Annotated in this window: 21 protein-coding genes; 5 read left to right on the top strand and 16 right to left on the bottom strand. The window is 72.5% G+C overall.

Annotation, left to right across the window (positions count from 1 at the left end):
- Window positions 1-5 precede the first annotated feature (5 nt).
- The 3 genes from menC to DN771_RS18490 are packed head-to-tail and all read right to left on the bottom strand — an operon-like array spanning window position 6 to window position 3,680.
- On the bottom strand, window positions 6-1,127 hold the full coding sequence (gene menC / locus DN771_RS18500) for an o-succinylbenzoate synthase (protein ID WP_116999054.1): 1,122 nt from the start codon (window positions 1,125-1,127) through the stop codon (window positions 6-8).
- The gene (locus tag DN771_RS18495) at window positions 1,127-2,506 is read right to left on the bottom strand and encodes a dihydrolipoyl dehydrogenase family protein (protein ID WP_116999036.1); all 1,380 of its coding nucleotides are present in this window, start codon (window positions 2,504-2,506) and stop codon (window positions 1,127-1,129) included. Before DN771_RS18495 ends, menC begins: the two co-directional genes overlap by 1 nt.
- Before the next feature lie 43 nt (window positions 2,507-2,549).
- On the bottom strand, window positions 2,550-3,680 hold the full coding sequence (locus DN771_RS18490) for a citrate/2-methylcitrate synthase (RefSeq protein WP_116999035.1): 1,131 nt from the start codon (window positions 3,678-3,680) through the stop codon (window positions 2,550-2,552).
- Between the two features lie 87 nt (window positions 3,681-3,767).
- On the opposite strand from DN771_RS18490, the gene DN771_RS18485 reads away from it, so the two are divergent.
- Together DN771_RS18485 and DN771_RS18480 are read left to right on the top strand one after the other, a co-directional pair.
- A complete protein-coding gene (locus DN771_RS18485) occupies window positions 3,768-4,922 on the top strand; it encodes a citrate/2-methylcitrate synthase (protein ID WP_162942112.1) in 1,155 nt (384 codons plus the stop codon).
- Between the two features lie 19 nt (window positions 4,923-4,941).
- Window positions 4,942-5,550: an FMN-binding negative transcriptional regulator gene (locus tag DN771_RS18480; protein WP_116999033.1), complete on the top strand. Its 609-nt coding sequence runs from the start codon at window positions 4,942-4,944 to the stop codon at window positions 5,548-5,550.
- Here DN771_RS18480 and DN771_RS18475 read toward each other — a convergent pair.
- Window positions 5,536-6,084 (bottom strand): NUDIX hydrolase, encoded by a 549-nt coding sequence (locus tag DN771_RS18475; protein WP_116999032.1) that lies wholly within the window; start codon window positions 6,082-6,084, stop codon window positions 5,536-5,538. The genes DN771_RS18480 and DN771_RS18475 overlap by 15 nt on opposite strands.
- A gap of 33 nt (window positions 6,085-6,117) precedes the next feature.
- Between DN771_RS18475 and DN771_RS18470 the strand changes: the two genes are divergently transcribed.
- Window positions 6,118-7,110, top strand: a complete 993-nt coding sequence (locus tag DN771_RS18470; protein WP_116999031.1) for an isopenicillin N synthase family dioxygenase — start codon at window positions 6,118-6,120, stop codon at window positions 7,108-7,110.
- 29 nt (window positions 7,111-7,139) lie between these two features.
- On the opposite strand, the gene DN771_RS18465 is transcribed toward DN771_RS18470, so the two are convergent.
- From DN771_RS18465 to DN771_RS18450, 4 genes are all read right to left on the bottom strand, one after another.
- Entirely contained in the window at window positions 7,140-7,610 is a 471-nt protein-coding gene (locus tag DN771_RS18465) for a NifU N-terminal domain-containing protein (RefSeq protein ID WP_162942111.1), read from the bottom strand.
- Between the two features lie 49 nt (window positions 7,611-7,659).
- A complete protein-coding gene (locus DN771_RS18460; protein WP_116999029.1) occupies window positions 7,660-8,532 on the bottom strand; it encodes a dihydrofolate reductase in 873 nt (290 codons plus the stop codon).
- Complete coding sequence (locus DN771_RS18455; protein ID WP_116999053.1) at window positions 8,529-9,323, bottom strand: thymidylate synthase; 795 nt, start codon at window positions 9,321-9,323, stop codon at window positions 8,529-8,531. The genes DN771_RS18460 and DN771_RS18455 overlap by 4 nt, the downstream gene beginning before the upstream one ends.
- A 61-nt stretch (window positions 9,324-9,384) precedes the next feature.
- Window positions 9,385-10,017, bottom strand: a complete 633-nt coding sequence (locus DN771_RS18450) for a TetR/AcrR family transcriptional regulator (RefSeq protein ID WP_116999028.1) — start codon at window positions 10,015-10,017, stop codon at window positions 9,385-9,387.
- 81 nt (window positions 10,018-10,098) lie between these two features.
- Here DN771_RS18450 and DN771_RS18445 point away from each other — a divergent pair, with 81 nt between their 5' ends.
- Window positions 10,099-11,823: an ATP-binding cassette domain-containing protein gene (locus DN771_RS18445; RefSeq protein WP_116999027.1), complete on the top strand. Its 1,725-nt coding sequence runs from the start codon at window positions 10,099-10,101 to the stop codon at window positions 11,821-11,823.
- Between the two features lie 47 nt (window positions 11,824-11,870).
- On the opposite strand, the gene ppc is transcribed toward DN771_RS18445, so the two are convergent.
- Genes ppc through DN771_RS18435 form a run of 3 tightly spaced genes read right to left on the bottom strand, consistent with a single transcriptional unit; the run spans window position 11,871 to window position 15,612 of the window.
- On the bottom strand, window positions 11,871-14,624 hold the full coding sequence (ppc, locus tag DN771_RS18440; protein WP_227462406.1) for a phosphoenolpyruvate carboxylase: 2,754 nt from the start codon (window positions 14,622-14,624) through the stop codon (window positions 11,871-11,873).
- On the bottom strand, window positions 14,621-15,040 hold the full coding sequence (locus DN771_RS30480; RefSeq protein WP_227462405.1) for a hypothetical protein: 420 nt from the start codon (window positions 15,038-15,040) through the stop codon (window positions 14,621-14,623). Before DN771_RS30480 ends, ppc begins: the two co-directional genes overlap by 4 nt.
- Window positions 15,037-15,612, bottom strand: a complete 576-nt coding sequence (locus DN771_RS18435) for a hypothetical protein (protein ID WP_116999025.1) — start codon at window positions 15,610-15,612, stop codon at window positions 15,037-15,039. Before DN771_RS18435 ends, DN771_RS30480 begins: the two co-directional genes overlap by 4 nt.
- A gap of 193 nt (window positions 15,613-15,805) precedes the next feature.
- On the opposite strand from DN771_RS18435, the gene DN771_RS18430 reads away from it, so the two are divergent.
- Window positions 15,806-16,516, top strand: a complete 711-nt coding sequence (locus DN771_RS18430) for a PQQ-binding-like beta-propeller repeat protein (protein WP_162942110.1) — start codon at window positions 15,806-15,808, stop codon at window positions 16,514-16,516.
- A gap of 6 nt (window positions 16,517-16,522) precedes the next feature.
- Here the strand turns inward: DN771_RS18430 and DN771_RS18425 are convergent, their stop codons facing one another.
- Genes DN771_RS18425 through DN771_RS18405 form a run of 5 tightly spaced genes read right to left on the bottom strand, consistent with a single transcriptional unit; the run spans window position 16,523 to window position 23,428 of the window.
- Window positions 16,523-17,659 carry a VWA domain-containing protein gene (locus tag DN771_RS18425; protein ID WP_116999023.1) on the bottom strand — a complete coding sequence of 379 codons (1,137 nt, stop codon included), beginning with the start codon at window positions 17,657-17,659 and terminating at the stop codon, window positions 16,523-16,525.
- On the bottom strand, window positions 17,656-19,938 hold the full coding sequence (locus DN771_RS18420) for a DUF5682 family protein (RefSeq protein WP_116999022.1): 2,283 nt from the start codon (window positions 19,936-19,938) through the stop codon (window positions 17,656-17,658). The genes DN771_RS18425 and DN771_RS18420 overlap by 4 nt, the downstream gene beginning before the upstream one ends.
- A gap of 13 nt (window positions 19,939-19,951) precedes the next feature.
- Complete coding sequence (locus tag DN771_RS18415) at window positions 19,952-21,052, bottom strand: ATP-binding protein (protein ID WP_116999021.1); 1,101 nt, start codon at window positions 21,050-21,052, stop codon at window positions 19,952-19,954.
- The gene (locus DN771_RS18410) at window positions 21,045-22,007 is read right to left on the bottom strand and encodes a DUF5691 domain-containing protein (protein WP_116999020.1); all 963 of its coding nucleotides are present in this window, start codon (window positions 22,005-22,007) and stop codon (window positions 21,045-21,047) included. The genes DN771_RS18415 and DN771_RS18410 overlap by 8 nt, the downstream gene beginning before the upstream one ends.
- Complete coding sequence (locus DN771_RS18405) at window positions 22,004-23,428, bottom strand: hypothetical protein (protein ID WP_116999019.1); 1,425 nt, start codon at window positions 23,426-23,428, stop codon at window positions 22,004-22,006. The genes DN771_RS18410 and DN771_RS18405 overlap by 4 nt, the downstream gene beginning before the upstream one ends.
- Between the last annotated feature and the right edge of the window lie 33 nt (window positions 23,429-23,461).

Here is a 23,461-nt window from a genome sequence, read left to right as displayed (position 1 = left end):
GCCGTTCAGCCCAGGGGCAGGTCGCGGACCGCGACGCGGCACGCGGCGAGACGGTCGGGGTCGGGGGCGGCGCTGATGCCCGGCGTCTGGGGGACGGCGATGTGCCCGTCGTCGATGACGAAGGGCTCGGTGATGTCCTCACGGTAGAAGCGATCGGAGGCCGAGATGTCGCCGGGCAGCGTGAAGCCGGGCAGGGCGGCGAGGGCGGCGTTGGCCGCCCGGCCCACGCCCGTCTCGAGCATGCCGCCGCACCACACGGCGATGCCGTTGGCGCGGGCGATGTCGTGAATGCGGATCGCCTCCAGGTAACCGCCGACGCGTCCGGCCTTGATGTTGATCACCGCCGCCGCCCCGAGGGCAATGGCGTCGGCTGCCGCCTCGGCGGAGTCGATCGACTCGTCGAGGCACATCGGCGTCGCCATCTGGCGGGCCAGGGCGGCGTGCTGGCGCATGTCCTCGTCGCCGAGCGGCTGCTCGATGAGCAGCAGGCCGAACTCGTCGAGGCGGCGCAGGTGCGGCGCGTCGACCAGGGTGTAGGCGGCGTTGGCGTCGACCTGCAGGGGCACGTCGTCGCCGATGAGCTTGCGGACGGCGCGCACCGGTTCGATGTCGAAGCCGGGCTGGATCTTCAGCTTGATGCGCACGTAGCCCTCGGCCAGGTAGCCGCTCACGGCGTCGAGCAGCTCACCGACGGAGTCGTGGATGCCGACCGACACGCCCGACGGGACGCGGTCGACGACGGCACCGGCGTACGACGCGAACGACCGGCCGGCGTGACGGAGTTGGGCGTCCAACACCGCCATCTCGAGCGCCGCCTTGGCCATGCGGTTGCCCTTCACGCGATGCAGGCGATGGCCCACCGTCTCGGCGATCACGTCGTCGCCACGGAGGCGGGGCAGGAGGAACCGCTCGATCACGACGGCGCAACTGTCGGCGTACTCGGGCGAGTACGACGGGTCGGGGAGCGCCACGCACTCACCCCACCCGGTGACCGTCCGCCCGTCGTCGAACTCCGCCGCCACCTCGACGAGCAGCGCCTCGCGCTCGGTCTGCACCTTGAACGACGTGGTGAACGGCCGAACCAGCGGCAGCTTCAGCCAGTGGAGGCGAACCCCCCTGAGTTGCATCATTCCGCGGCCTCGGCGAGGGCCTCGGAGAGTGCGGGGTGGACGAGGAGGCTCTCGACGATGTCGGTGACCTTGAGGTTGGCGGTGACGGCGAGGGCGATCACCGAGATCAGCTCGGCGGCGTGCCGGCCGACGATCGAGCCGCCGAGCACGACGCCGGTCGCCGGATCGGACACGATCTTCACGAACCCCTGCGGGTAGCTGTTGATCAACGCCTTGGGGTTCCCCGAGAACGGCACCTTGGTGACGCGGATCTTGCGACCGGATGCGAACGCCTCGGCCTCGGCCAGCCCGACGTCGGCGATCTCCGGTTCGGTGAAGATGGCCGACGCCGCCTTGTCGTAGTCGAGGTGGCGGTGCGGGCCCGCGTGCAGGCCCATCATCCGCTCGGCCACCTTGCGGCCCTGCATCGAGGCCACCGACGAGAGCGGCAGCTTGCCGCTCACATCGCCGGCGGCGTAGATGTGGGGCTGGTTGGTCACGCAGTTGTGATCGATCGGGACGTATCCCCCGGCGTCCACCTCGACCCCGGCGGCGTCGAGGCCGAGCTCGGACGTGTTGGGGATCGACCCGATGGCGAGCACGGCGTGGGTGGACCGCACCACGCGGCCGTCGTCGCAGCGCACCACCACCGTGTCGCCCGTGGCCTCGCCGTCGAAGTCCCGTTCGATCGCCGTCGCCCTGGCGCCTTTCAGCAGCTTCACACCGCGGCGGAGGAAGTCCTCCTCGAGGACCGCGGCGACCTCGGGATCCTTCGACGGCAGGACCTGCTGGCGCGACACCACGAGGGTGACATCGGCGCCGAACGACGAGAACATGTGCACGAACTCCACGCCCGTCACCCCCGAGCCGACGACCGTCACGCTCTTCGGGAACTCCTTCGGGGGGTAGCAGTCACGGGTGGTGAGGATGCGGTCGCCGTCGGGCGAGCACCATTCGGGGATGCGCGGGCGGGACCCCGTGGCCACCAGGGCGTGGTCGAACTCGAGCGTCTCGGTGCCCTCGAGCGTGACGACCGCGGCCGTGTGCGGCGACGTGAACCGGGCGGTGCCGCGGATCATGCGCACGCCCTGGCTCTCGAGCAGCTCGGTGGTACCTCGCTGCAGGTGGGACTTGATTCCCTCGATGCGGCTGGTGAGCGCCTCGGTGTCGACGCCGGCCACGGCCTGCTCGAGCCCCATCCCGGTCGACCGGCGGAGGAAGCTCATCGCTCCCCCGGTGGCGATCATCGTCTTCGACGGGATGCAGTCGAGCAGGTGGGCCGCTCCGCCCACGATGTCGCGCTCGACGACGGTCACGTCGGCGCCGAGCCTGGCCGCATACGTCGCCGCGGTGTTGCCTGCCGGTCCGCCGCCGATGATGAGGAATCGCGTTGCCACGCTTCCAGGTTAGGGCCGCCGGTCCCGGCCGGCCCGAAGACGCCTACCGAGCGAGGTCGGGCCCGACGTATCTCGCGCTGGGGCGGATCAGCTTGCCGTCGGCGGCCTGCTCGACGGCGTGGGTGCACCACCCGATCGTGCGGCTGACGGCGAAGGTGGGCGTGAACATCGAGCGGGACAACCCGGCGCCGGCCATCACCACGCCGGCGTAGAACTCGACGTTGCTCGGCAGCGGACGATCCGGCTTCGCCCGGACGAGGGCCTCGAGGATGTGCCGCTCGATCTCGACTGCGCGCTCGACGAGGTCGCCGCCGATCGATTCGGCGACCTCGCGCAACACGCCCGAACGGGGATCGGGCGCCCGGTACACCGGGTGACCGAAGCCCATGATGCGGCGCCCGGCGGCCATCTCGGCCTCCACCCACGTCTCCACCACTCCCGGAGCCCGGCCGGGATCGCCGATCGCGTCGAGGGCGTCGAGGGCCCGGCTCGGCGCCCCGCCGTGCAGCGGCCCGTTCAGCGCACCCAGCGCCGCACCCACCACGTCGGCGAGGTCGGCTCCGGTGGAGGCCACCACGCGCGCGGTGAATGTCGACGCGTTGAACCCGTGGTCGATCGTCAGTGACAGGTACTGCTCGAGGGCCCGCGCCTCGTCCGCGGTCGGTCGCTTCCCGTTGACCATCTGCAGGTACGCCCCGGCGGTGCCGAGGTCGGCGTCGGGGACCACCGGGGCCTCGCCGAGGCTGGCGCGGTGCAGCGCCGCGACGATCGCCGGCATCGCCGCGGCGAGGTCGAGGGCTTGGTCGGCCCGCTCCCCCGGCGTGAGATCGAGCAGCGGGCGCAGTCCGAGATCGTCAGCGGCGATCGACACCGCGGCACGGATGCGGCCGAGGGTCGGCCCCGACGCCCGGGCCAACGGCTCGAGCAGGCCGACGAGCGTGGGCGGCACCGTCCGGGCCGCCGAGACGCGAGCCGTGAACGCAGCGAGCTCCGCGGCGTCGGGGAGATGCCCGACGGCCACGAGGTGCCACACCTCCTCGAACGAGCGGGTGCGGGCGAGGTCGGCGGCGTCGTGGCCGCGGTAGTGGAAGCGGCCCTCGTCGCCGAGCACGTCGCCGATCATGGTGTCGGTGACGGCAACGCCGTTGAGACCGCGGGGTACGTCGATGAGCATGGCTCCATCGTGGAACCGTCCAGGTGCTTGATCAACGTTGATTCGATCAACATTGATCAGTCCACGCTCCGGCCGTATGGTGACGCCATGCCGCGCTACGTCGCCGCCGCCGAGGCCGCCCGCCAGCTCGGCGTGCAACGAGCGACGCTGTATGCCTACGTCAGTCGCGGGCTGATCGACCGGCGGGTCGCCGTCGACGGGCGCACGTCGCTGTACTCGCTCGACGACATCGAGCGGCTCGCCGGCCGCAGCCGGCGGCGCGACGCGCTCCCCCGACCCTCGCTCGACGTGCAGGTCGTCACCGACGTCACCGTGCTCGACGAGGACGCCGTCAGGTACCGCGGCCACGACGTCGCCACGCTGGCCACCACCGCCACGTTCGAGCGCGTCGCCGAGCTGCTGTGGACCGGGAGCCTTCCCGCCGCCGACGTGGCGTGGCCCGAACCCGACGATCTCGACCGGATCGCCGTTCGCGACGCAACGGCGGCCGTCGGCGGCGACGGCGTGACCGCGCTGCTCACCGCCGCCGCCGCCCTGTCGGCGCGCCACGGCGGCGATACGGCACCCGTGGCCGCCCGTCGCCTCCTCACGGTCGCCGCCGATGCCCTCGGAGCCCGCGACTCGTCCCCGACCGGGAGCGTCGCCCGCCGCCTCGCCGAACACTGGCGCCCCGGCGACACCCCGTTCGCCGCCGCCGTCGAGCGGGCCCTGATCCTGCTCGCCGACCACGAGCTGGCCACGAGCACGCTGGCCGTCCGGCTGGCCACGTCCGTGCGCGCCGACCCGTACCACGCGTTCGCCGCCGGGCTGGCCGTGCTCACGGGACCGCTGCACGGCGCCTCCAGCGCCGCGGTCGTCGACCTGCTCACCGACTGCGAACGCGACGGCGTGGCGTCCGCCGTCGGCGCCCGCCTGGCCTCCCACCAGCGTCTGCCCGGCTTCGGGCACAAGATCTACGCCGGTGTCGATCCCCGGCTCGGTCCGTTGCTGGATGCCATCGCGACGCTGCACGACCCCCGCGACCGTCGGTCGGTGGTCGAGGCGGTCCTCGCCGTCGCCGGCAGCCGCATCGTCCAGCGGCCCAACATCGACCTCGCCCTCGGCGCCCTGTTGTTCGTCGCCGACATCCCCCGTGACACACCGATCTTCGCCGTCGCCCGGATCGCCGGGTTCGCGGCCCACATCGGCGAAGAGGAAGCCGCCCGGCCCGTGCGGTATCGCGGCCTCGCCCACCACGCCTGACCACGTACCGTCGTGCGACATGTACGTCCCGCGCTCCGACAGCATCGACGATCCCGACGAGGTGCTCGCGGTCGTCACCGCAGCCGGCGCCGGCGACCTCGTCACCGTCGCCGCCGACGGCACGCCGGTCGCCACGCGCCTGCCGATCCTGTGGGACGGAGGAGAACGGCTCGTCGCCCACATGGCCAGGGCCAACCAGCAGTGGCGAGAGATCGAGCCGGGTTCTCCGGCGTTGCTGATCGTCGGCGGGCCGCAGGCCTACGTGTCACCGTCGTGGTACCCGGCCAAGGCCGAGCACGGACGCGTCGTGCCCACGTGGAACTACGTGTCGATCCATCTCACCGGCCGCGTCACCGTCCACGACGACGCCGGCTGGGTGCGAGGCGTCGTCACCGCGCTCACCGACCATCACGAGGCGGTCCGAGCGGAGCCCTGGGCGGTCTCCGACGCCCCCGACGACTACGTCGACGGGATGCTGCGGGCGATCGTGGGGATCGAGTTCCTCGTCGACTCGGTCGAGGCCAAGTCGAAGGTCAGCGGGGCCCGCAGCGAGGCCGACCGCACGGGCGTCGTCGACGGCCTGCGGTCGATGGCCGACGCGATGGAGGCGGCGCTACGAGGCGGCTGACTGCAGGGCGGCGAGGATGCCGCCGAGCGCGGGATCGGCGATGGCGATGGCGTCGGGCCAGTCGAACCAGTGCACGTCCTGGCTCTCACCGACCGGCGGCGCCGGGTCGGCGTCGCCGCCGTCGAAGAGGTAGCGCAGGTCGTAGTGCGTGTGTCCGCCCGGCACGTCGTGGACGCTCACGTGGGCCAGGTGCGGCTCGCCCCCGGCGAACGTGACGTGGAGCCCGGTCTCCTCGAGCACCTCGCGCCGCGCGGCGTCCCACGGTGTCTCGCCCGGATCGACGTGGCCGCCGGGCTGCACCCAGAGATCGAACCGTAGGTGGTGCAGCAAGACGATGCCCCGCGGGCCGACCACGAACCCCGACCCGGTGACGTGGCGCGGTCCCTCGTCCCGCGAGAAGGGATCGTCCAGCTCGGCGATGTCGGCGACGAACCGGTCGATGTCGGCCCGCTCGGCGTCATCGACGGGCGTCCGCCGCTTGACGTCGTCGATGACGAGCCACTTCAGCTCGTCGGTGGTCCAGGCGCTTCGCACGACCCGGACCGTAGCGGGCGTAGCCTCGGCGCCGTGCTCCCGCTCGTCGACGTCGCCGCGCTGACCGACGGCGACGCCGCGGCGCGCTCGGGGGTCGCTGCGGCGCTCGACCAGGCATGCCGTCGCTTCGGCTTCGTCCGCATCGTCGGCCACGGCGTCGACCCCGGGCTCCGCCACCGCCTCACGGACGACGCCGCCGAGTTCTTCGCCCTCCCGACAGCGACGAAGGCGGAGATCGCCATGGAGCGCGCCGGGCGGGCGTGGCGGGGCTGGTTTCCCGTCGGTGCCGAGCTGACGTCGGGACGGCCCGACGGCAAGGAGGGGATCTACTTCGGCGCCGAGCTGGCCGACGATCATCTGGCGGTGCGGGCCGGAGCGCCGCTCCACGGGGCCAACCTCTTCCCCACCGTCCCCGCCGGCCTGCGCGCCGCCGTGCTGGAGTGGATGGAAGCGATGACGTCGCTGGGTCAGCGCCTGCTCGCCGCGCTGGCCACCGCCCTCGGTCTCGACGACGCGTGGTTCGCCCGCAACGTCACCGCCGACCCGACCGTGCTGTTCCGCATCTTCCATTACCCGCCGGCCGGCGAGCAGGCGACCGAGGCGGACGAGTGGGGTGTCCGCGAGCACACCGACTACGGCCTGCTCACGATCCTCGCTCAGGACGGGACCGGAGGGTTGGAGGTCCGGGGACCATCGGGCTGGGTCGACGTGCCCGCCGACCCCGACGTCCTCGTGGTCAACCTCGGCGACATGATCGAACGGATGACCCGCGGGCTCTACCGGTCCACGCCCCACCGGGTGCGCAACACGTCGGGCGTCGGACGGCTGTCGTTCCCGTTCTTCCTCGACCCGTCCTGGGACGCCGAGCCGGTCCCGATCGAGTCGCTGCAACCGGGCGACGCGTCGGCCGGTCCGCCGCGATGGGACGGCGGCGACGTGCACGCGTGGCAGGGCCGCTACGGCGACTACCTGACGGCCAAGGTGTCCAAGGTGTTCCCTCAGCTCATGTCCCGACCCGGGACCTGAGCGCCGCCGCGATCGCGGCGACGGGTCGGTCAGCCGCCGGTCTTCGCCTTCCAGCGTTCGCGGCCGGCGCGGCTGCGCTCGAGGAGGTTGGCCGGCACGCGGGCCATCGCCGCGGCGAGGGCCGGGTCGGCACCGTCGGAGTCGCCCGTGGCGGCGGGTGCCGCGCCGGGCTCGTCGGCGGGCTGGAGGTCCTCGAACGACGGCGGCTTCATGCCCGGCTGCCAGTACTGGTACAGGGTGCGCACGACATCGGCGAGCGGCGCCGAGTCACCGCCGCGGGCCAGCTCGACGGTCACCATGTTGGAGAAGACGTGCACGGCATCGATCTGCTCGGTGGCGAACAGTCGCCGGGCCAGTTCGTCGGCGGGCCGATCACCGGTGGCATCGCTCAGCGACGAGTAGTGCTCGTGGCCCATTCCCGTCAGCGCCCGGTTCAGCTCGAAGCGGACGATGCCCGGCGACGACGACGGCTTCTCGGTGACGGCGACCATCTGACCCATGGCCGGCCACGATATAGGCCGAGCGCCAACGGCACCTAGCGCCGCGGCACTAGGGCCTGGGGCCCGGCGGCGCCGCCGACAGCCGGGTGAGGGCGTCGATCGCATCGCCCGCACGGCCGATGGGGACGAAGAGATGGTCGTGATGGAAGCCCGCCACCACGTTGCACGCGATCCCCTCGTCGGTCAGCGCCGTAGCGACCGCGGCCGTGAGTCCGACCGCCTCGAGGTCGGAGTGCACCTCGAGGGTGATCCAGGCGAAGCGGGGCGAGGTCGGGAATCCGGCCTCGCCGGCGGCGCCGGCGTCGATCACCAAGGTCTTGCCCTCGGCCTCGTGCACCACGACGACCGGCTTCGTACGGATGTGGCGGTCGTCGGCGCCGGCGAGGACGTACACGTACTCGCCGGGGTGGAGCACGGGTTGCAGCCCGGCGAGCAGGTCGTCGAGCCGACGCACGGGGGCCGCGCGGGGCCCGTAGGTGACGAACGCGAACCCGTCGCGTTCGTCGGTGGCCTCGACCTGCCAGCGGTCGGGGTCGATGGTGGGGAACGCCGTGTCCCCCTCGACGGCACGGTGGACGTGGGTGATCTCCAACCGGTCGGCGCGGTCGATCGTCTGGGCGTAGATCTCGCCGCCGCCGGCCACGAACACCGTCTCGCCCGGCGCGTGCTCGAGGGCGGCGTCCAGCGACGACGTGACGGCCACGCCGTCGGCCGACCATCGAGGGTCGCGCGTGATGACCAGCGTGCGCCGTCCCGGCAGCGGACGACCGATCGACTCGTACGTCTTGCGCCCCATCACCAAGGTGTGGCCGGTCGTCATCGCCTTGAACCGCTCGAGGTCCTCGGGGAGGTGCCACGGCATGCCGCCCGCGGCGCCGATCGTCCCGTTCGCCGCCACCGCGGCGATCAGCGTGATCGTCATACGGCGATGGGTGCAGGGATCGCCGGGTGCGGGTCGTAGCCGTCGACGACGACGTGGTCCAGCTCGACGCTGTCGAGCTCGGCGATGCCGTCGGCCAGATGCAGGGTCGGCAACGGCCGGGGCTCGCGGCTGAGCTGCAGGCGCGCCTGGTCGAGGTGGTTGAGGTAGAGGTGGGCGTCGCCGAAGGTGTGCACGAAGTCGCCGGCGCGGAGACCGGTCACCTGGGCGACGAGATGGGTGAGCAGGGCATACGACGCGATGTTGAACGGCACGCCGAGGAACACGTCGGCCGATCGCTGGTACAACTGGCACGACAGCGTCCCGTCGGCGACGTAGAACTGGAAGAGCGTGTGGCACGGCGGCAGCGCCATCTCGTCGATCTCGGCGACGTTCCACGCCGACACGATGTGGCGCCGGGAATCGGGCGTCCGCCGGATCGAGTCCACAACCCGGGCGATCTGGTCGATCGTGGTCCCGTCGGGCGCCGGCCACGAGCGCCACTGGTGCCCGTACACGGGGCCGAGCTCGCCTTCGGCATCGGCCCATTCGTCCCAGATGCTCACGCCACGCTCCTGCAGCCAGCGGACGTTGGTCTCGCCGCGCAGGAACCACAGCAGCTCGACGATGACCGATCGCAGGTGCACCTTCTTCGTGGTGACCACCGGGAAGCCGTCGTCGAGCCGGAAGCGCATCTGGTGGCCGAACACACTGCGGGTGCCGGTGCCGGTGCGGTCGGACTTGTCGACGCCCTCGTCGAGGATGCGCTCGACGAGGTCGAGGTATTGGCGCATCGGCACCACAACGTAGCGCCGCCGACTCGCGGCACGGCCGCTGCGGGTGGCCGACGAGGCCTCAGCCGGTCGCGGTCACCGCGTCGTTCTCACCCGCTCCGAGCCGCCGGTGGGAGACGCGGCGGGCGAGGGCGACGGCGCGCTCGTCACCATCGAGCACGAACGCGGCGTTGGCGGCGAGGATGAGCCCGTTGAGCTCGAGCGTGAGCGCGTCGGGGTCTTCATCCGGCGCCAGCTCGCCCCGCTCGATCGCGGCCGCCGCCGAGTCGCGGACGAGGCCGGTGAGGCGACCCTGGAAGGCGGCGACCCGCTCCTTGACCGGCCCCGGTCTGGTGCCCATCTCGAGGATCGCCCCGGCGAAGAAGCACCCGCCGGGAAACGTCCGGCGCAGGAGATGATCGAAGTACGCGTCGCACAGGGCGACGAGCCGGGCGAGGCCGGGGGCGGCGGCGAGCGCCGCATCGGTGACCTCGGCGTCGAAGACCCGCTCGGCCTCGTCGACCGTGGCCAGCTGGAGGTCCTGCTTGGAGTCGAAGTGGGCGTACACACCGCTCTTGCTCATCTCCAACGCGGCGGCGAGGTTGCCGATCGACAGGCCCTCGAGACCGTCGACGGTGGCCAGGGAGACGGCGGCCCGGAGGATCGCTTCGCGGGTGCGTTCACCATCGGCTCGCGTCCGTCGGGGAGATTTCACGGTTGACAAGTTAGCACGATCGGTCGTACTGTCGCCAGAGTTAGCACGACCGATCGTGCTAACTCACGAAGGAAGCTGACCATGACCATCGACACGTCCTCCCCGGCACCCGCCGTCGAGCTCGCGGCCCCCGGACGCACCGGTGTTCGGATCGTCGTCGACCACCTCACGCGGCGCGTCCGGAGCAGCCGCGGCGAGGAGGTGACCCTGCTCGACGACGTCTCGTTCACCGTCTCCCCCGGTGAGCTGGTGGCGATCGTCGGACCGAGCGGAGCCGGCAAGACGACACTGCTGGAGACGATCGCCGGGCTCGTAGCGGCGACGCAAGGCGCCGTGCGCTTCGACGGCGTCGACGTGCACGGCAACGCCGAGGCGTTCCGTAGCGTGCTCGGCTACGTCCCCCAGGACGACATCATCCACGCCGACCTGCCGCTCGGGCGGACGCTGCGTTACGCGGCACGTCTGCGCCTGCCCTCGTCGACGACCGCCGCCGACGTCGACGCCGCGGCGGCCGATGCCCTCGCAGCCGTCGGTCTCATCCACCAGGCCGATGTCCGTGTCGGCGCGCTCAGCGGCGGGCAACGCAAGCGGGCCAGCATCGCCGTCGAGCTGCTCACCGATCCCCACGTCTTCTTCCTCGACGAGCCGACGTCGGGCCTCGACCCACTCACCAGCGCCGAGCTGCTCATCCGCCTGCGCCAGCTCGCCGACCGATCGGCGACGGTGGTCTTCACCACGCACTCCGTCGACGACCTGGCGATCTGTGACCGCATCGTGTTCACGACGCGCGGCGGACGGGTCGGCTTCATCGGAACCGTCGAGGAGGCGCTCGGATGGTTCGAGGTCGGCTCGATCCCCGCTCTCTACGCCCTCCTCGCCGATCCCGACCGGATCGTCGACGCGGCCCGGGAACGGACTGCGGCGCCACCGAGCGCGTCCGCCGACCGACCGAGCGGCGACGTCGCCGTGCGTCCGGTGGCGGGGCCGCTCACGCAGTGGGCCGTGCTGACGCGGCGCACGCTCGAGATCCTCGTGCGCAACCGCCTGACCCTCGTCATCCTCCTCGGCTCGCCGGCCCTGGTGGTCGCCATGTTCGCCGTCCTCTTCCGGCCCGGCGCGTTCGACGCCGATGACCCCACGCCGAGCTCGATGGTGATGATCGGCTTCTGGGTCGTCTTCGCTGCCTTCTTCTTCGGGCTCACCTACGGGCTGCTGCAGATCGTCACCGAACAGTCGATCCTGCGCCGTGAGCGATTCGTGGGACTCCGACCCGGCGCCTACCTGGCGTCGAAGGTGACGATCCTCGGGCCGTTCCTGCTGGTGGTCGTCGCGGCCATGCTCGCCGTCCTGCGCCTGTTCGACCGTCTCCCCGCGCGGCCACTCGGCACGTACGCGTCGATCGGCACCGGCCTGGTGCTCTGCGCCATCGCCGCCCTCGCCCTCGGGCTGTTGACGTCGGCGATCGTGTCCACGGCGGCCCAGGCGACGCTGGCTCTGCCGATACTGTGCTTCCCGGCCGTGCTGTTCTCCGGCGCCATCTTGCCGGTGCACCTCATGGCGTCGGCCGGTGCCGGACTCAGCCTGGCGATTCCCTCGCGCTGGGCGTTCGAGGCGATCGGTCACGATCTCGGCGCCCGCCGGATCCTGTCCGGCGGCGGCTCACCACTCGGCCGGCCCCTGCTCGACTCCTACGGCGACGCCGGCACGTTGTCCACCGGCACCTACTGGCTCGTGCTCTCCCTGTTCGCCATCACCTTCCTCGGCGCCACCTGGATCGTCCTCCGGCGCCCCCGCCCCAGCCGTTGACCCCCACCACCAACCCGGGACCGAGTCCGGTCGCGGATCACCCCGCGTCAGCCGCTGTTGCGCAGGCCGGTGGCGATGGCGTTGATCGTCAGCTGGATGCCCCGCTCGACGAGTTCGCCGTGGTCGCCGGCGCGGTGCCTGCGCAACAGCTCGATCTGCATCACGTGCAACGGGTCGAGGTACGGATAGCGGTTGCGGATGCTGCGGGCGAGGGTGGGGTTGGCGGCGAGCGGGTCCGGTGAGCCGGTGATGCGGGCGTGCCACTCGGTGATGAGCTCGAACTCGACGGCGATCCGGTCGACGATCCGCTTGCGCACGTGGGCGTCGCCGACGAGCGCCGCAGCGTAACGACGACCGATGTCGAGGTCGGCCTTGGCGAGCACCATCCCGAGGTTGTCGACGACCGACCGGAAGAACGGCCAGCGCCCGTACATGCCGGAGAGCAGGCCCTCGTCGCCGCACGCGGCGAACGCCGAACCGCTCCCGAACCAGCCGGGCAACATCAGCCGGCATTGCGACCAACCGAAGACCCAGGGGATCGCCCGAAGGTCCTCGATGCGACCCGAGCCGGTGCGCGAGGCCGGCCGGCTTCCGATGTTGAGCGTGGAGATCTCCCGGATGGGCGTGATCGCGGCGAAGAAGCCGGCGAAGTCGTCGTCGCCATAGACGAGGTCGCGATACGCCCGATGGGAGTCGGACGACAGCCGGTCCATCGCCTCGGCGAAGCGCTGGCGGTCGTCGCCGAGCCCGTCGTCGAGCCCGGCCGACGCCTCCAGCGTGGCCGCGACGAGGGTCTCGAGATTGCGACGCGCCGACGCCGGCTGGGCGTACTTGGCGGCGACCATCTCGCCCTGTTCGGTGATGCGGATCTGCCCGTCGACCGATCCCGGCGGCTGAGCCAGGATGGCGTCGTGGGCCGGGCCCCCGCCGCGACCCACGGTCCCGCCCCGGCCGTGGAAGAGGCGGAGACGCACATCGTGCGCCGCGGCGACGGCGACGAGACGTTCCTGAGCCTGCGACAGGGCCCACGACGACGTGAGATAACCGCCGTCCTTGTTGGAGTCGGAGTAGCCGACCATCACCTCCTGGCGCCCGCCCCGCCCGTCGACGAGGCGCCGGTAGGCAGGCTCGTCGAGCAGTTCGGTCAGGACCGCGTCGGCCCGCTCGAGATCGCCGATCGTCTCGAACAACGGCACGATGTCGACGTCGGAGTGTGCGCCGCGGACGAGCCCCACCTCGCGCAGGAGCACGGCGACCTCGAGCACGTCGCTCGCCGACTCGGCGCCGGAGATCACGTAGTGGGCGATGGCCTCGGACCCGACCCGCCGCACGGCCTCGGCGGCGGCGGCCAGGGTGGCGAGCTCCTTGACGACCAACTCGCCGTAGTCGGCGTACGGGCTTCGGAGCGGGCGCGGCGACGCCAGTTCGGCGACGAGCAGCTGCGTGCGCTCGGCCTCGCTCCGGCCGAGATAATCGGTGTCGACGCCGGCCACGGCGAGCAGCTCGGCGACGACCTGCTGATGGACGGAGGCGTTCTGGCGCAGGTCGAGGGCGCACAGATGGACGCCGAACTCGGCGACCGCCCGGGCGACGGGGACGACGAGCCGGTCGGCGAGCACCCCTGCGCCGTGCGAGCGAAGTGACGCGGCGATCGTGCCCAGGTCGCGGCCGAGCTCGTAGATCGTGTCGTAGGGGGCGGTCTCCACGCTTGGGAGCGGCGCCGCCGGGTGGCCACCGAGCACGCGATCGCCGAGACCGAAGAGCCGTCCGTACATGCCACGCAGGGCCCGCCGATACGGTTCGTCGGCCCGGAACGGCGATCGGTCTCCCGACGCGTCGGCGAGCGCGATCAGCTCGGCGCTGGGAGTGACGAGGCGGGCCGACATCGGCAGCGACCGTTCGAGGTGACGCAGCGCCTCGAGGTGGTGCTCGATCGCCGTCGCCGCCTGGCGGTCGATCGCCGTCCGCAGCACCTCGGCGTCGACGTACGGATTGCCGTCGCGATCGCCGCCGATCCACGATCCCATCGTCACGGCCCTCGTGACGTCGACGTCGACGCCCCATCGCCGGCGGGCGAGATCGGTGAGGTCGGCGACCAATTCGGGCACGACGGCGAAGATGCTGGCCCGGTAGTAGCGCAGCGCCTCGTTGATCTCGTCGCCGACGCGCAGCTTGGACAGCCGCAGCGAGGCGGTGTCCCACAGCGTGAGGATCTTGAGCTGGAGCTGCGTGTTCAGATCGTCGGGCCGTTGCTGCAACAGCCGGGAGAGGTCGCCGACGATCTCGAGCACGGTCTGCCGCCGCACTTCGGTGGGGTGGGCGGTGATGACCGGGGTGACGCGCAGGTTGGTCAGCAGATCGGCGGCGGTCGCGGCGTCGACACCGGCGGTGATCAAGCGATCGGCAGCGGCCTCGATGCTGCCCGGCTGAGGCCCGCTGCCGCGTGCGCGGTGGAACCGCCGGCGCCGCTCCTGATGGACGTCTTCGGCCGTGTTGACCAGCAGCGAGAGCCAGCCGAACGCCCGGATCAGATGGAGCTGGTCGGTGATCGCCCGACTCGGGAGCGACTCGGCCAACCCGCCGAGTGGGCTGCGGCCGTCGCGCCGGTCGGCCACGGCGCGTTGGCGAACGTCCTCGACGAGGGCGAACACCTCGTCCCCCGCCTGTTCGCGGACCACGTCGCCGAGCAGCCGCCCGAGCAGCCGGATGTCGGCGCTGAGCAGCTCGTCCTTGCCGGAATCGCGGCCGGCATCGTCGCGGCCACGAGCGTCAGGCCCAGCGGCCGGGGTCGGAGACGTCACCCTCCCAACGTAGGGGCCGCGGCGCCAGAACGGCCGCCGTTCACGTCGCGCCGGTCGCGGTACCGGCGGAGCCGCCCGTAGGCACGGATGCCGTGGTACAGGAGCAGCACGATCGCGGTGTGGATCAACGCCAGCAGCAGCATCGGCCGCATCCAGCCGACGTTCGTGTAGTCGCCGCGATCGCCCACGCAGTACATCGTGAAGTTCGTACTGGCACCGCGGGCGTCCCGGTGGGTGTCGCTGACCACGATGGCCTCGGACTGCCCCGCGTCGCAGAACACGGGTGCAAGCAGCTTCGCCTCGCCCGGCCAGATGGCCATCATGATGCATTCGCCGACGAACCCGACGAACAGGGCGATGAAGCCGACGATGACCGTACGGAGGAGGAATGTGCGGATCGGGGACTTCGGCCTCACTGCCGCACCGCCTCGATGAGAGTGCCGTCGCCGGTGAACCGCACCGATCCACGCGATCGAGGGGATTCGACCGACAGCGTGATCTCCGGCGGGTTCGTCGTGCCCCAGACACCGACGCTCGAGACGTAGGAGTCGGCAAAACCGAGCGCGGCGAGGGCCTCGTCGGCCAGCGACTCGAGGTCGGTCAGCGCCGGGAGTTCGCTGGCCCGGAACGTCCGGGCCTCGAGCGGCTCCGAGCCGGTCACCTGGACGGGGTCGCCGTCGGAGAGGTCGCCGCCGCGGAACGTGTAGCCGTCGACCTGATCGCGACGCTGCGGGTCGCGCGCCTCGAAGGACACGACCCGCGACGGCAGTGAGATCGTCAGGTGCAACAGCTCCGGGTCGGTCGCGCCCGTTCGCTCGCCCAGGGCGGCGAACGCGTCGACGGTCAGGTCGGAGGTCAGCCCGCCACCGCGCCGCTTGATCTCGTCGTCGAAGTCGCTGCGGTCGATCGCGCCGACACATCCGGCCAGCGTGGTGGCGGCGACGAACGCGGTCAGGGCAGCGCGGAATCGGTGTCGTCGTCCAGGCACGGCGGGGAAACGTAGCGAACTCCGGCTCGCCGACACCGGCGATATCGGGGGTCGAGGACGACCGCGACGCATCGACACCGACGGGGCGACCTCCACGCTCGCCAGTGGCACGAACGGGTTCTACATCGGCTACTTCGGCGGGGCGATCGAGCGGCGAGACGGCTCGAGCGGCGGCGTCGAGGCGCGCGCCGAGTTGGACGACGAGATCACCGGTCTGGCGGCGAACTCGACGACGCTCTATGCCACGATCGAGTCCACCGACACCGTCGTGGCGCTCGACGCCGAGACGCTCGCCGAGGTCACCCGCATCGAGATCGCATCCGTGGGCGGCAAGTCGGTCGCCGTCGGCCCGATCGCGGCATCGGACCGAGCCGTCGTGATCGGCGACTTCGACAACGTGATCGTCCTCGATCCAGCGACGTTGGACCAGCTCGGGCGGACCGACGACCTCGCCGGGCCGGTGACCGCGGTGACGATCGGAGCGTCGTGGGCGTACGCCGTCACCTCCAACGGTCAGCTCTACCGGCTCGACCCGGCCGACGCCGGTGTCCTTGACGATCGGGACGTGCCCTTCGGCGCCGTCGACGAGTGCGGACTCGCCGCCGGCGCCACCGGCGTGTGGGTGGCCGCCAGCAGGGCCCCCGCCCTGTACGACCTGGAGTCGTTGGACCTCGTCGAGTATCTCGACCTCGGCAACGCCCTGGCGGTGATCGGTGCCGGTGAGGACGGCGCGCTCGTCCGCGGCTCGGCCGCCGGCCGGAGCGCGGTGTTCAGCATCGACGGCAACGGACGTGTCACCGGCGAGACGGCGATGCCCGGCGGCCAGTGCCTGGCGCGCAGCGGCGACAGCTCCCACGTGTGGGGCCGCGAGGGCAACGGCCTCGTCCGGGTCTCGATCGGCTAACGCCGGTCAGATCAGCGAGCCGAGGAGGTCGGGGAACTCGGTGGGCGTGCACGTCGTCACCGTCGCGCCGAGCTCGGTGAGCGTGGCGGCCTCGTGGTGGTTGGTCATCGGGGTGCCTTCGTCCGACAGGGCGAGCAGCACGACGACGTTGACGCCCGACCGGACGAGGGTTTCGATCCGGCGGTGCAACAGCGACGGGTCACCGCCCTCGAACAGGTCGCTGATGAGGAGCAGCAAGGTCTGCGCCGGCCGCTCGACGAGCTGCTGGCAGTAGCCGATGGCGTTGGCGATGTCGGTACCACCGCCCAGCTGGACGCCGAACAGGACGTCGACCGGGTCGTCGAGTTGGTCGGACAGGTCGACGACCGACGTGTCGAACGCGACGAGCGAGGTGCGGAGCGCCGGCATCCGGGCCAGGACGCACGCGAACAGCGAGGCGTGCACGATGCTGTCGGACATCGAGCCGCTCTGGTCCACGGCGACGATGACGTCCCGCGCCAGGGCCGGACCGCGCCGGGCGTGACCGACGAGTCGCTCGGGCACCACCGTGCGGCGCTCGGGAATCCAGTGGCGCAGGTTCGCCTGGATCGTGCGCGGCCAGTCGATGTCGGCCGGGCGCGGACGCGTGGTGCGTGTACTGCGGGCGAGCGCACCCGTGACGGCGGCGCGGGTGCGATCGCCGAGCTGTCGTTCGAGCCGGTCGATCACGGTGGCGATCACCTGGCGGGCTGTCGCCTTGGTCTCGTCGGGGAGCAGACGGTTGAGTTCGAGCAGGACGGCCACGAGGTGGACGTCGGGCTCGATCTCGTTGAGCAGCTCGGGCTCGAGCAGGAGCTGCGTGAGGTCGAACCGGGTGAGCGCGTCGCGCTGCAGGACCTGCACCACGGGTGTCGGGAAGTAGCGGCGGATGTCGCCCAGCCACCGGGCGACCGCCGGCGCCGACCGGGCGAGCCCACCCGTGCGACGGGCGCCCGTGCCACGCGTGCGTTTCGTGCCGGCGTCGTAGACGGCGCCGAGCGCGACGTCGACACGTGTGTCGTCGCGGTCGAGCTGGGCGTCGGTGCCGTCGGCGTCGCCGCCGCCCAGCACGAGCCGCCAGCGCCGCAGACGCTCCTGTTCCGACACCCGCGGCTCGGCACTCATGGGCCACCGTCCACGGGGAGGCCGAGAAGGTGGCGCACCGTGGTCATGCCGAGCAGCACCCGCTCGTGATCGAGGTCGGTTCCTGCCGCTGCGGTGTGCTGACCACCGGCGTCCCGGATCAGGGCGCCGATCTGGCGCCGTTCGGCCGGTTCGAACGCGCCGAACGTGCGCCGCAGGAGGGCGACGGCATCGGCGAAGCCGTCGTGGCTCATCGACGAGATCCAGGCGTCGACGACCCCCCGCAGCTCGGCGTCGTGGACGAGCACCGTGCCCGACCCGGCGAGGAATCCCTCGACGAAGCGGGCGCCGTCGGCGGCCGGCGTGCCCGCGGTGAGGGCACGCCCGACCCGTGCCGACACGTCGGACGGCGTCCACCAGCCGGCGTCGTGGAGCAGGCGGGTCGCCCGGCCCCGCACCAAGCCGTGCACCGTCCGCGAGTCGGCGACCACGGCCAGCACCTCGGGCAGGTCGCGGCGGCGCGCCTGGTGGTCGAGCACGGCGAGCGCTCCCTGCAGCGAGCTGAGCCGCTCGGTCATCGCCGTCGCCGCGTCATCGTCGAGCGACCGGCACGCCAGGTCGAGGCCGGCGATGACCCGCACGACCAACTCGTCGACGACGGTGGCGAGGGCGGCCGAGTCCGATCCGCGGACGTCGCCGTAGCGGAGGGCGTTGGCGAGGGGCGGCAGGGCGTCGACGAGGTCGGCGACGTCGGGGGCGTTGGCTGCCAGCGTGCCGAGGGCGGCGGCGGCGTCGCCGACCGCAGCGGGCAGATCGGCGAGCAAGGCGGCCTGCACGAGCCCGGCGGCGACGGGGAGCCGGTCGGCGTTGCGGGCCCGCTCGACCAGCATCGCCGAGGCGGCGTCCACCAGCGTCGTGCCGTAGGGCGAGCACTCGACGAGGCGGATGGCCATCGCCGCGTCCCACCGCAATGTCCAGGTCTCGCGGAACGTGCCACGCGTGCCACGGTCCTCGTCGGGCATCCCCCAGTCGACGCCGAGCACCGCGAGTCGATGCAGCAGGTGGGATCGTCGCAGGCCGTTGGGCGTGCGCAGGTCGAGTTCGATCGTCACCTCGGCGCTCTCCGGCTTGAGGCGGGCGGCCCGCTGCGCCGCGGCCACGTCCTTCACCAAGGGCACTTGGGGCGCGGACGGAGGCACCGAGCCCACGCCGTCGCCGATCGTCAGCTCGTCGAGCAGATCGGCCAGCGACGACTGGCGGCCGGCGACGTGGGCGCCATCGGCGAGGACGGCCCCCGCCGAGTCGAGCACCTCGGCGAGGCCGGCACGCGGGCGGCCGCGAAGCGCGGCGAGCGCGTCGGCCAACCGCGACGCACCGATGAGATGGTCGGGTGAGGCCGCCAGGCCGTGGCGCCGGAGGGCGGTGGCGGCGTCGACGAAGAAGCGGCTGACGCCCTCGGGTCCCGGGTGGGCGAACACGTGCCGGTACCAGCCCGGGTAGGCGACGCCGGCGCCGTAGCCCGACGCCCGCTGGAGGCGGCGATCGCTCCACGGGACCCACGTGATCGCCGCGCGCGACGCGGCGGCGGGGCGGCCGAGTCCCTTGAGCACCTTGGCGTCGGCGGCCGCCGTGGTGGCCGTGGGATCGAGGGCCGGCACGTGCCACGCTCCGCAGATCACCGCCACCGGCGCCGGATCGTGCTCGGCGACGGCGAGGCGGATCGCCCGGCGCATGTGGGCTTCGCGGGTGGCGTCGCGGGGCGACGTGAACGTGCCGTCCCGGACGGCGGTCATCGCCTCGCCGACTGCCTCGAACGCCGGTGTGCCGTCGCCCCGATGCTCGACCACGTCCTCCCACCAACGCTCGGCGTCGGAGTCTCCGGCCGCGGCGGCCAGGGCGGCCAGCGGGTCGGACACGCGGCGTTCGGCGACGTCGAGCGTGTCATCGCCCCAGTCGCCCGGGAGTTGCCCGGAGAGCACCCACCCGGCGGGCACGTCGATGGGTCGCACGGGAACCTCGTGCTCCAGCGCCCAACGAACGGCCTGCCACTCCGGGCTGAACTCGGCGAGTGGCCAGAACGCGGCACGGCCCGGATCGGCGACCAGCGTGGCGAGCAGGGCGACCGGTCCGACGAGCTCGGGATCGGCGATCCACCTCAGCACGCTCTCACAGTCGACCGGCAACTCGACGAGCACCACCGCCGGGCGCACCTCGTCGAGAGCGCGCAACACCGAGCGGGCGCTGCCGGGTCCGTGGTGACGCACGCCGAAGACGTGCAGCCGCCGGCCGCCCGACCCGGCGCCACCGGCGGTCCGGGTCACGTCGTCGGCAGGGTCAGTCGAGCTGCCGGCAGGCTGCGTAGAAGTCGTCCCAGCCATCGCGATCGCGCACCACCCCCTCGAGGTACTCGCGCCAGGCGACCGTGTCGGTGCCCGGGTCGCGCACCACGGCCCCGACGATGCCGCCGGCCACGTCGTCGGCCCGGAGGTGGCCGTCGCCGAAGTGGGCGGCGAGGGCGATGCCGTTGGTGATCACCGAGATCGCCTCGGCCGTCGACAGCGTGCCGCTCGGGGTCTTGAGGCTGGTGCGCCCGTCGGTGGTCTGCCCACTGCGCAGCTCGCGGAAGACCGTGACCACCCGGGCGATCTCGGTGGCGGCGTCGGGGACCTCGGGCAGCGACAGGGCTCGCCCGAGCTCGCCGACCCGTTGCGACACGATGGCCATCTCCTCCTCCGCCGTCGCCGGGAGTGGCAACACCACGGTGTTGAACCGCCGCCGGAGCGCGCTCGACATCTCGTTCACGCCACGGTCGCGAACGTTGGCGGTGGCGATGAGGTTGAACCCGGGGACGGCGGCGACCTCTGCAGATCGAGTGGGGGTGTCGAGCTCGGGCACGGGGAGCACCTTCTCGGACAGCACCGTGACGAGGGCGTCTTGGACCTCCGACGGCATCCGGGTGAGCTCCTCGACGCGCACCAGGCGACCGGCACGCATCGCCCGGTACACCGGGCTGGGCACGAGCGCCGCCTCGGTCGGCCCCTCGGCGAGCAGCCGGGCGTAGTTCCATCCGTAGCGGAGCGACTCCTCGGTGGTGCCGGCGGTCCCCTGCACCAGCAGGGTGGACGATCCGCTGATGGCGGCGGCGAGGTGTTCGCTGACCCAGGTCTTGGCCGTGCCCGGCACGCCGAGCAGCAGCAGTGCCCGGTCGGTGGCCAGCGTGGCCACGGCGATCTCGACGAGGCGACGTTGCCCGACGTACTTGGGAGCGATCACCGTCCCGTCGGCGAGTTGCCCGCCCATGAGATAGGACACCACCGCCCAGGGCGACAGCTTCCAGTTCGGTGGCCGCGGACGATCGTCGACGGCGGCGAGGGCGGCCAGCTCGACGGCCGACGCGTCCTCGGCGTGAGGTCTCAGAATCGGGTGATCAGTCATGTTCCTCGTCGTCGTGATGTGAAGAGAGCTGCGGGGTGAGCTCGGCGAGCATGTCGCGGCGGACGGTGGCCAGTTCGATCAGCGATTCCCACAGGCCGAGCGGCGTGGGGGCGCCGGAGAGGGGGGCCTCGCCGGCGCGGGCGCGTTCCTCGTGGGCGGCGCGACCGGCGGCGAGCGCCGAGATCATGTCGTCGAGGAAGGCCGCAGGCATCGCAGCGATGGCATTGAGCAGGACCGTGCGGTGCGCCCAGCGGAACATCCCGTCGGTGATGCCGGTGACCACGACGGCGGCGAACTCGGCCGGGGTCAACTCGAACCCCGCCTGGAGCTCGGCGGGAACCGCCAGCGTGGCGGTCGCCTCACCCGACCGCGCCCGTCCCGACGGGACCGGGAGGTGGTCGGGCAGGTAATCGATCAGCCAGCGGGCGAGCGGCCCACCGAACTCGATCACGGCGGCGAAGCGGTCGGGAGAACGCCGGGATCGCTCGAGCATGGCGACGAGCACGTCGGCCGACGGGCGCCACCCGACCGCCGTGGCGGCGGCGACCCATTCCGGCTCCAGGACCGGCCAGTACGCGGCGATGCCATGCCAACGCCTCGCCGCGGCGACCGGCAGCAACGGCCGGTCGTCGGGTGGGGGCGATTGCAGCAGCGGTTGCGGCGGCCGCGGCACCATGCCGCAGCGGCGGGCGACGACGGTGGCGGCCACAGCGGTGAGCAGCCGGCCGGCCGGCGAGGCATCGAGCGTGTCGTCGACGACGTCGGCGACCGGGCCGGGCGGCACAGGCGGGGGGTCGCGGCGGTCGGTGCCGAGGAGCCCCGTCGTGACGAGAGCCTCCCAGGTGTCGCTCACGCCGTCATCCCGGGGGCTGCGCCCCCGCTCGCTGCGCTCGCGCCCCATCGTCGCGCCGGCTCGCTGGCGCTCGCTCGGGCGGCCGGCGCTCGCTGCGCTCACGCCGCACTCACGAACGACGTGTCGGCGCGGGGGCCGATGTCGAGCGCGCGCCCGTCGGCGAACACCGTGAGCGGGACCAGGCCGGCCGCCGTCCACTCGGCCGCCGCCACGACCGGAGCGCCGGCCGAGGCGGCCAGCAGCACGGGCAGCGACTCGTTGACCACGAGGGGCAGCGAACCGGTGGCGTCGGTGAGCACCCAGCCGCCGTCGCCAATGGTTGGTGCGGCCCGCACGATGACCGGTGCGCGCTCCAGCCAGGGCTCCCGGGCCAGCCGGCGACCGACGGCGTCGCATGCGGCCGCGACGGTCAGCGCGGCGGTCTCGGCAAGGTCGACGCCGTTGGCCGGCCCATCGTGACGCTCGCCGACGATGACGCGCAGCGCTCGGCCCGGGTACCGATGCAGGTCGGCCACGATCGACGTGCCGGCGAGCAGCGTCGTGTCGAGCGACTGGCGATAGGCGGCAAAGGACAGCGAGAGCGCCCACTCCCCCGACTTGGCCCCGTAGAGCCAGACCCGCCGCACCTCGATGAGATCCTCGCGGTTGTCGCTGCGACCGGCGACGAGCCAGGTGTCGGTCTCGGGCACGGACGCCTCGACGTCGGCCGACCGGATGAGCCACCCACAGGCCACGGCGACGGCGTCGGCGAGCTCGGGGGGCAACTCGGGAACGCGTTGCCCGGCGACGGCGATGAGATGGAGGACGCCGAGCTCGGCGAGGACGTCGGCGTGCCAGTCGGGCGAGGCGCCCACCTTGCCGGCGAGCCGCCGCACCCGGTTGGCGAGGGAACCGGCGCGCGCGTCGGTGAGACGGGCGGCCAGCTCGTCCCAGGTGGCGAAGCGGGCGATCGACGGATCGGCCAGGCCGGTGCGCATGCGATCGCCGATCCACCGATCGAGCTCGACCAGCCCGGCGCGCAGCCGCGCCACCCGCTCGTCGCGCTGACGTTCGAGATCGGCGGGGTCGCTGCTGGTGTCGGCGGGCGGGGGCGTGGGCTCGGACTCACCGGCCCCGGGGCCGGGGCCGGCGGGCGTCGGGGCCGCCGGCTCGGCGCCTATGCCCGGCCCGGCCGCTCGCCCAGGGTTCACGCGGGCGAGCCAGGACACGACCCCGGCCGGCTCGGGGCTCGTCGGCACGTTCCAGCGGACCCAGAGCACGAGCAGCCCGACGACGTGTTTGCAGGGATGAACCCGGCTGGGGCACGTGCAGCGGTAGGCGACACCGACATGGTCGACGGCCACGTCGTAGGGCTCGGCCGAGCCGCCGTCGTAGCGACCCCAGAGGCCTCGCTCCCCGACGCCGGTGTTGGACCACCGGGCGGGCACGGCGATCGCCTCGCCGGCGGCGAATCGCACCGAGCGGGCGGCGAGCGCGACGACCTGCTCGATCGACCACACGGCGGTCGGGCCCTCGTCACTCACGGAGTCGACGATACGCGGCCCCTGTCACAGTCG

Origin of the sequence: Desertimonas flava (assembly GCF_003426815.1) — a bacterium.
In the GTDB taxonomy this organism is placed as follows: Bacteria; Actinomycetota; Acidimicrobiia; order Acidimicrobiales; family Ilumatobacteraceae; genus Desertimonas; species Desertimonas flava.
The sequence above is the reverse complement of the archived record's forward strand: the minus strand, read 5'-3'. Positions and strand labels throughout refer to the sequence as shown.

Coding starts and splice junctions, on each gene's coding strand:
- DN771_RS18460 (WP_116999029.1), bottom strand. CDS start 8,532: ATGACGATCACGCTGATCGCCGCGGTGGCGGCGAACGGGACGATCGGC.
- DN771_RS18490 (WP_116999035.1), bottom strand. CDS start 3,680: ATGCTCATCGACGTACCCCGCGGTCTCAACGGCGTTGCCGTCACCGAC.
- menC (WP_116999054.1), bottom strand. CDS start 1,127: ATGCAACTCAGGGGGGTTCGCCTCCACTGGCTGAAGCTGCCGCTGGTT.
- DN771_RS18480 (WP_116999033.1), top strand. CDS start 4,942: ATGTACGTCCCGCGCTCCGACAGCATCGACGATCCCGACGAGGTGCTC.
- DN771_RS18415 (WP_116999021.1), bottom strand. CDS start 21,052: ATGACTGATCACCCGATTCTGAGACCTCACGCCGAGGACGCGTCGGCC.
- DN771_RS18445 (WP_116999027.1), top strand. CDS start 10,099: ATGACCATCGACACGTCCTCCCCGGCACCCGCCGTCGAGCTCGCGGCC.
- DN771_RS18455 (WP_116999053.1), bottom strand. CDS start 9,323: ATGCGCCAATACCTCGACCTCGTCGAGCGCATCCTCGACGAGGGCGTC.
- DN771_RS18425 (WP_116999023.1), bottom strand. CDS start 17,659: ATGAGTGCCGAGCCGCGGGTGTCGGAACAGGAGCGTCTGCGGCGCTGG.
- DN771_RS18485 (WP_162942112.1), top strand. CDS start 3,768: ATGCCGCGCTACGTCGCCGCCGCCGAGGCCGCCCGCCAGCTCGGCGTG.
- DN771_RS18465 (WP_162942111.1), bottom strand. CDS start 7,610: ATGGGTCAGATGGTCGCCGTCACCGAGAAGCCGTCGTCGTCGCCGGGC.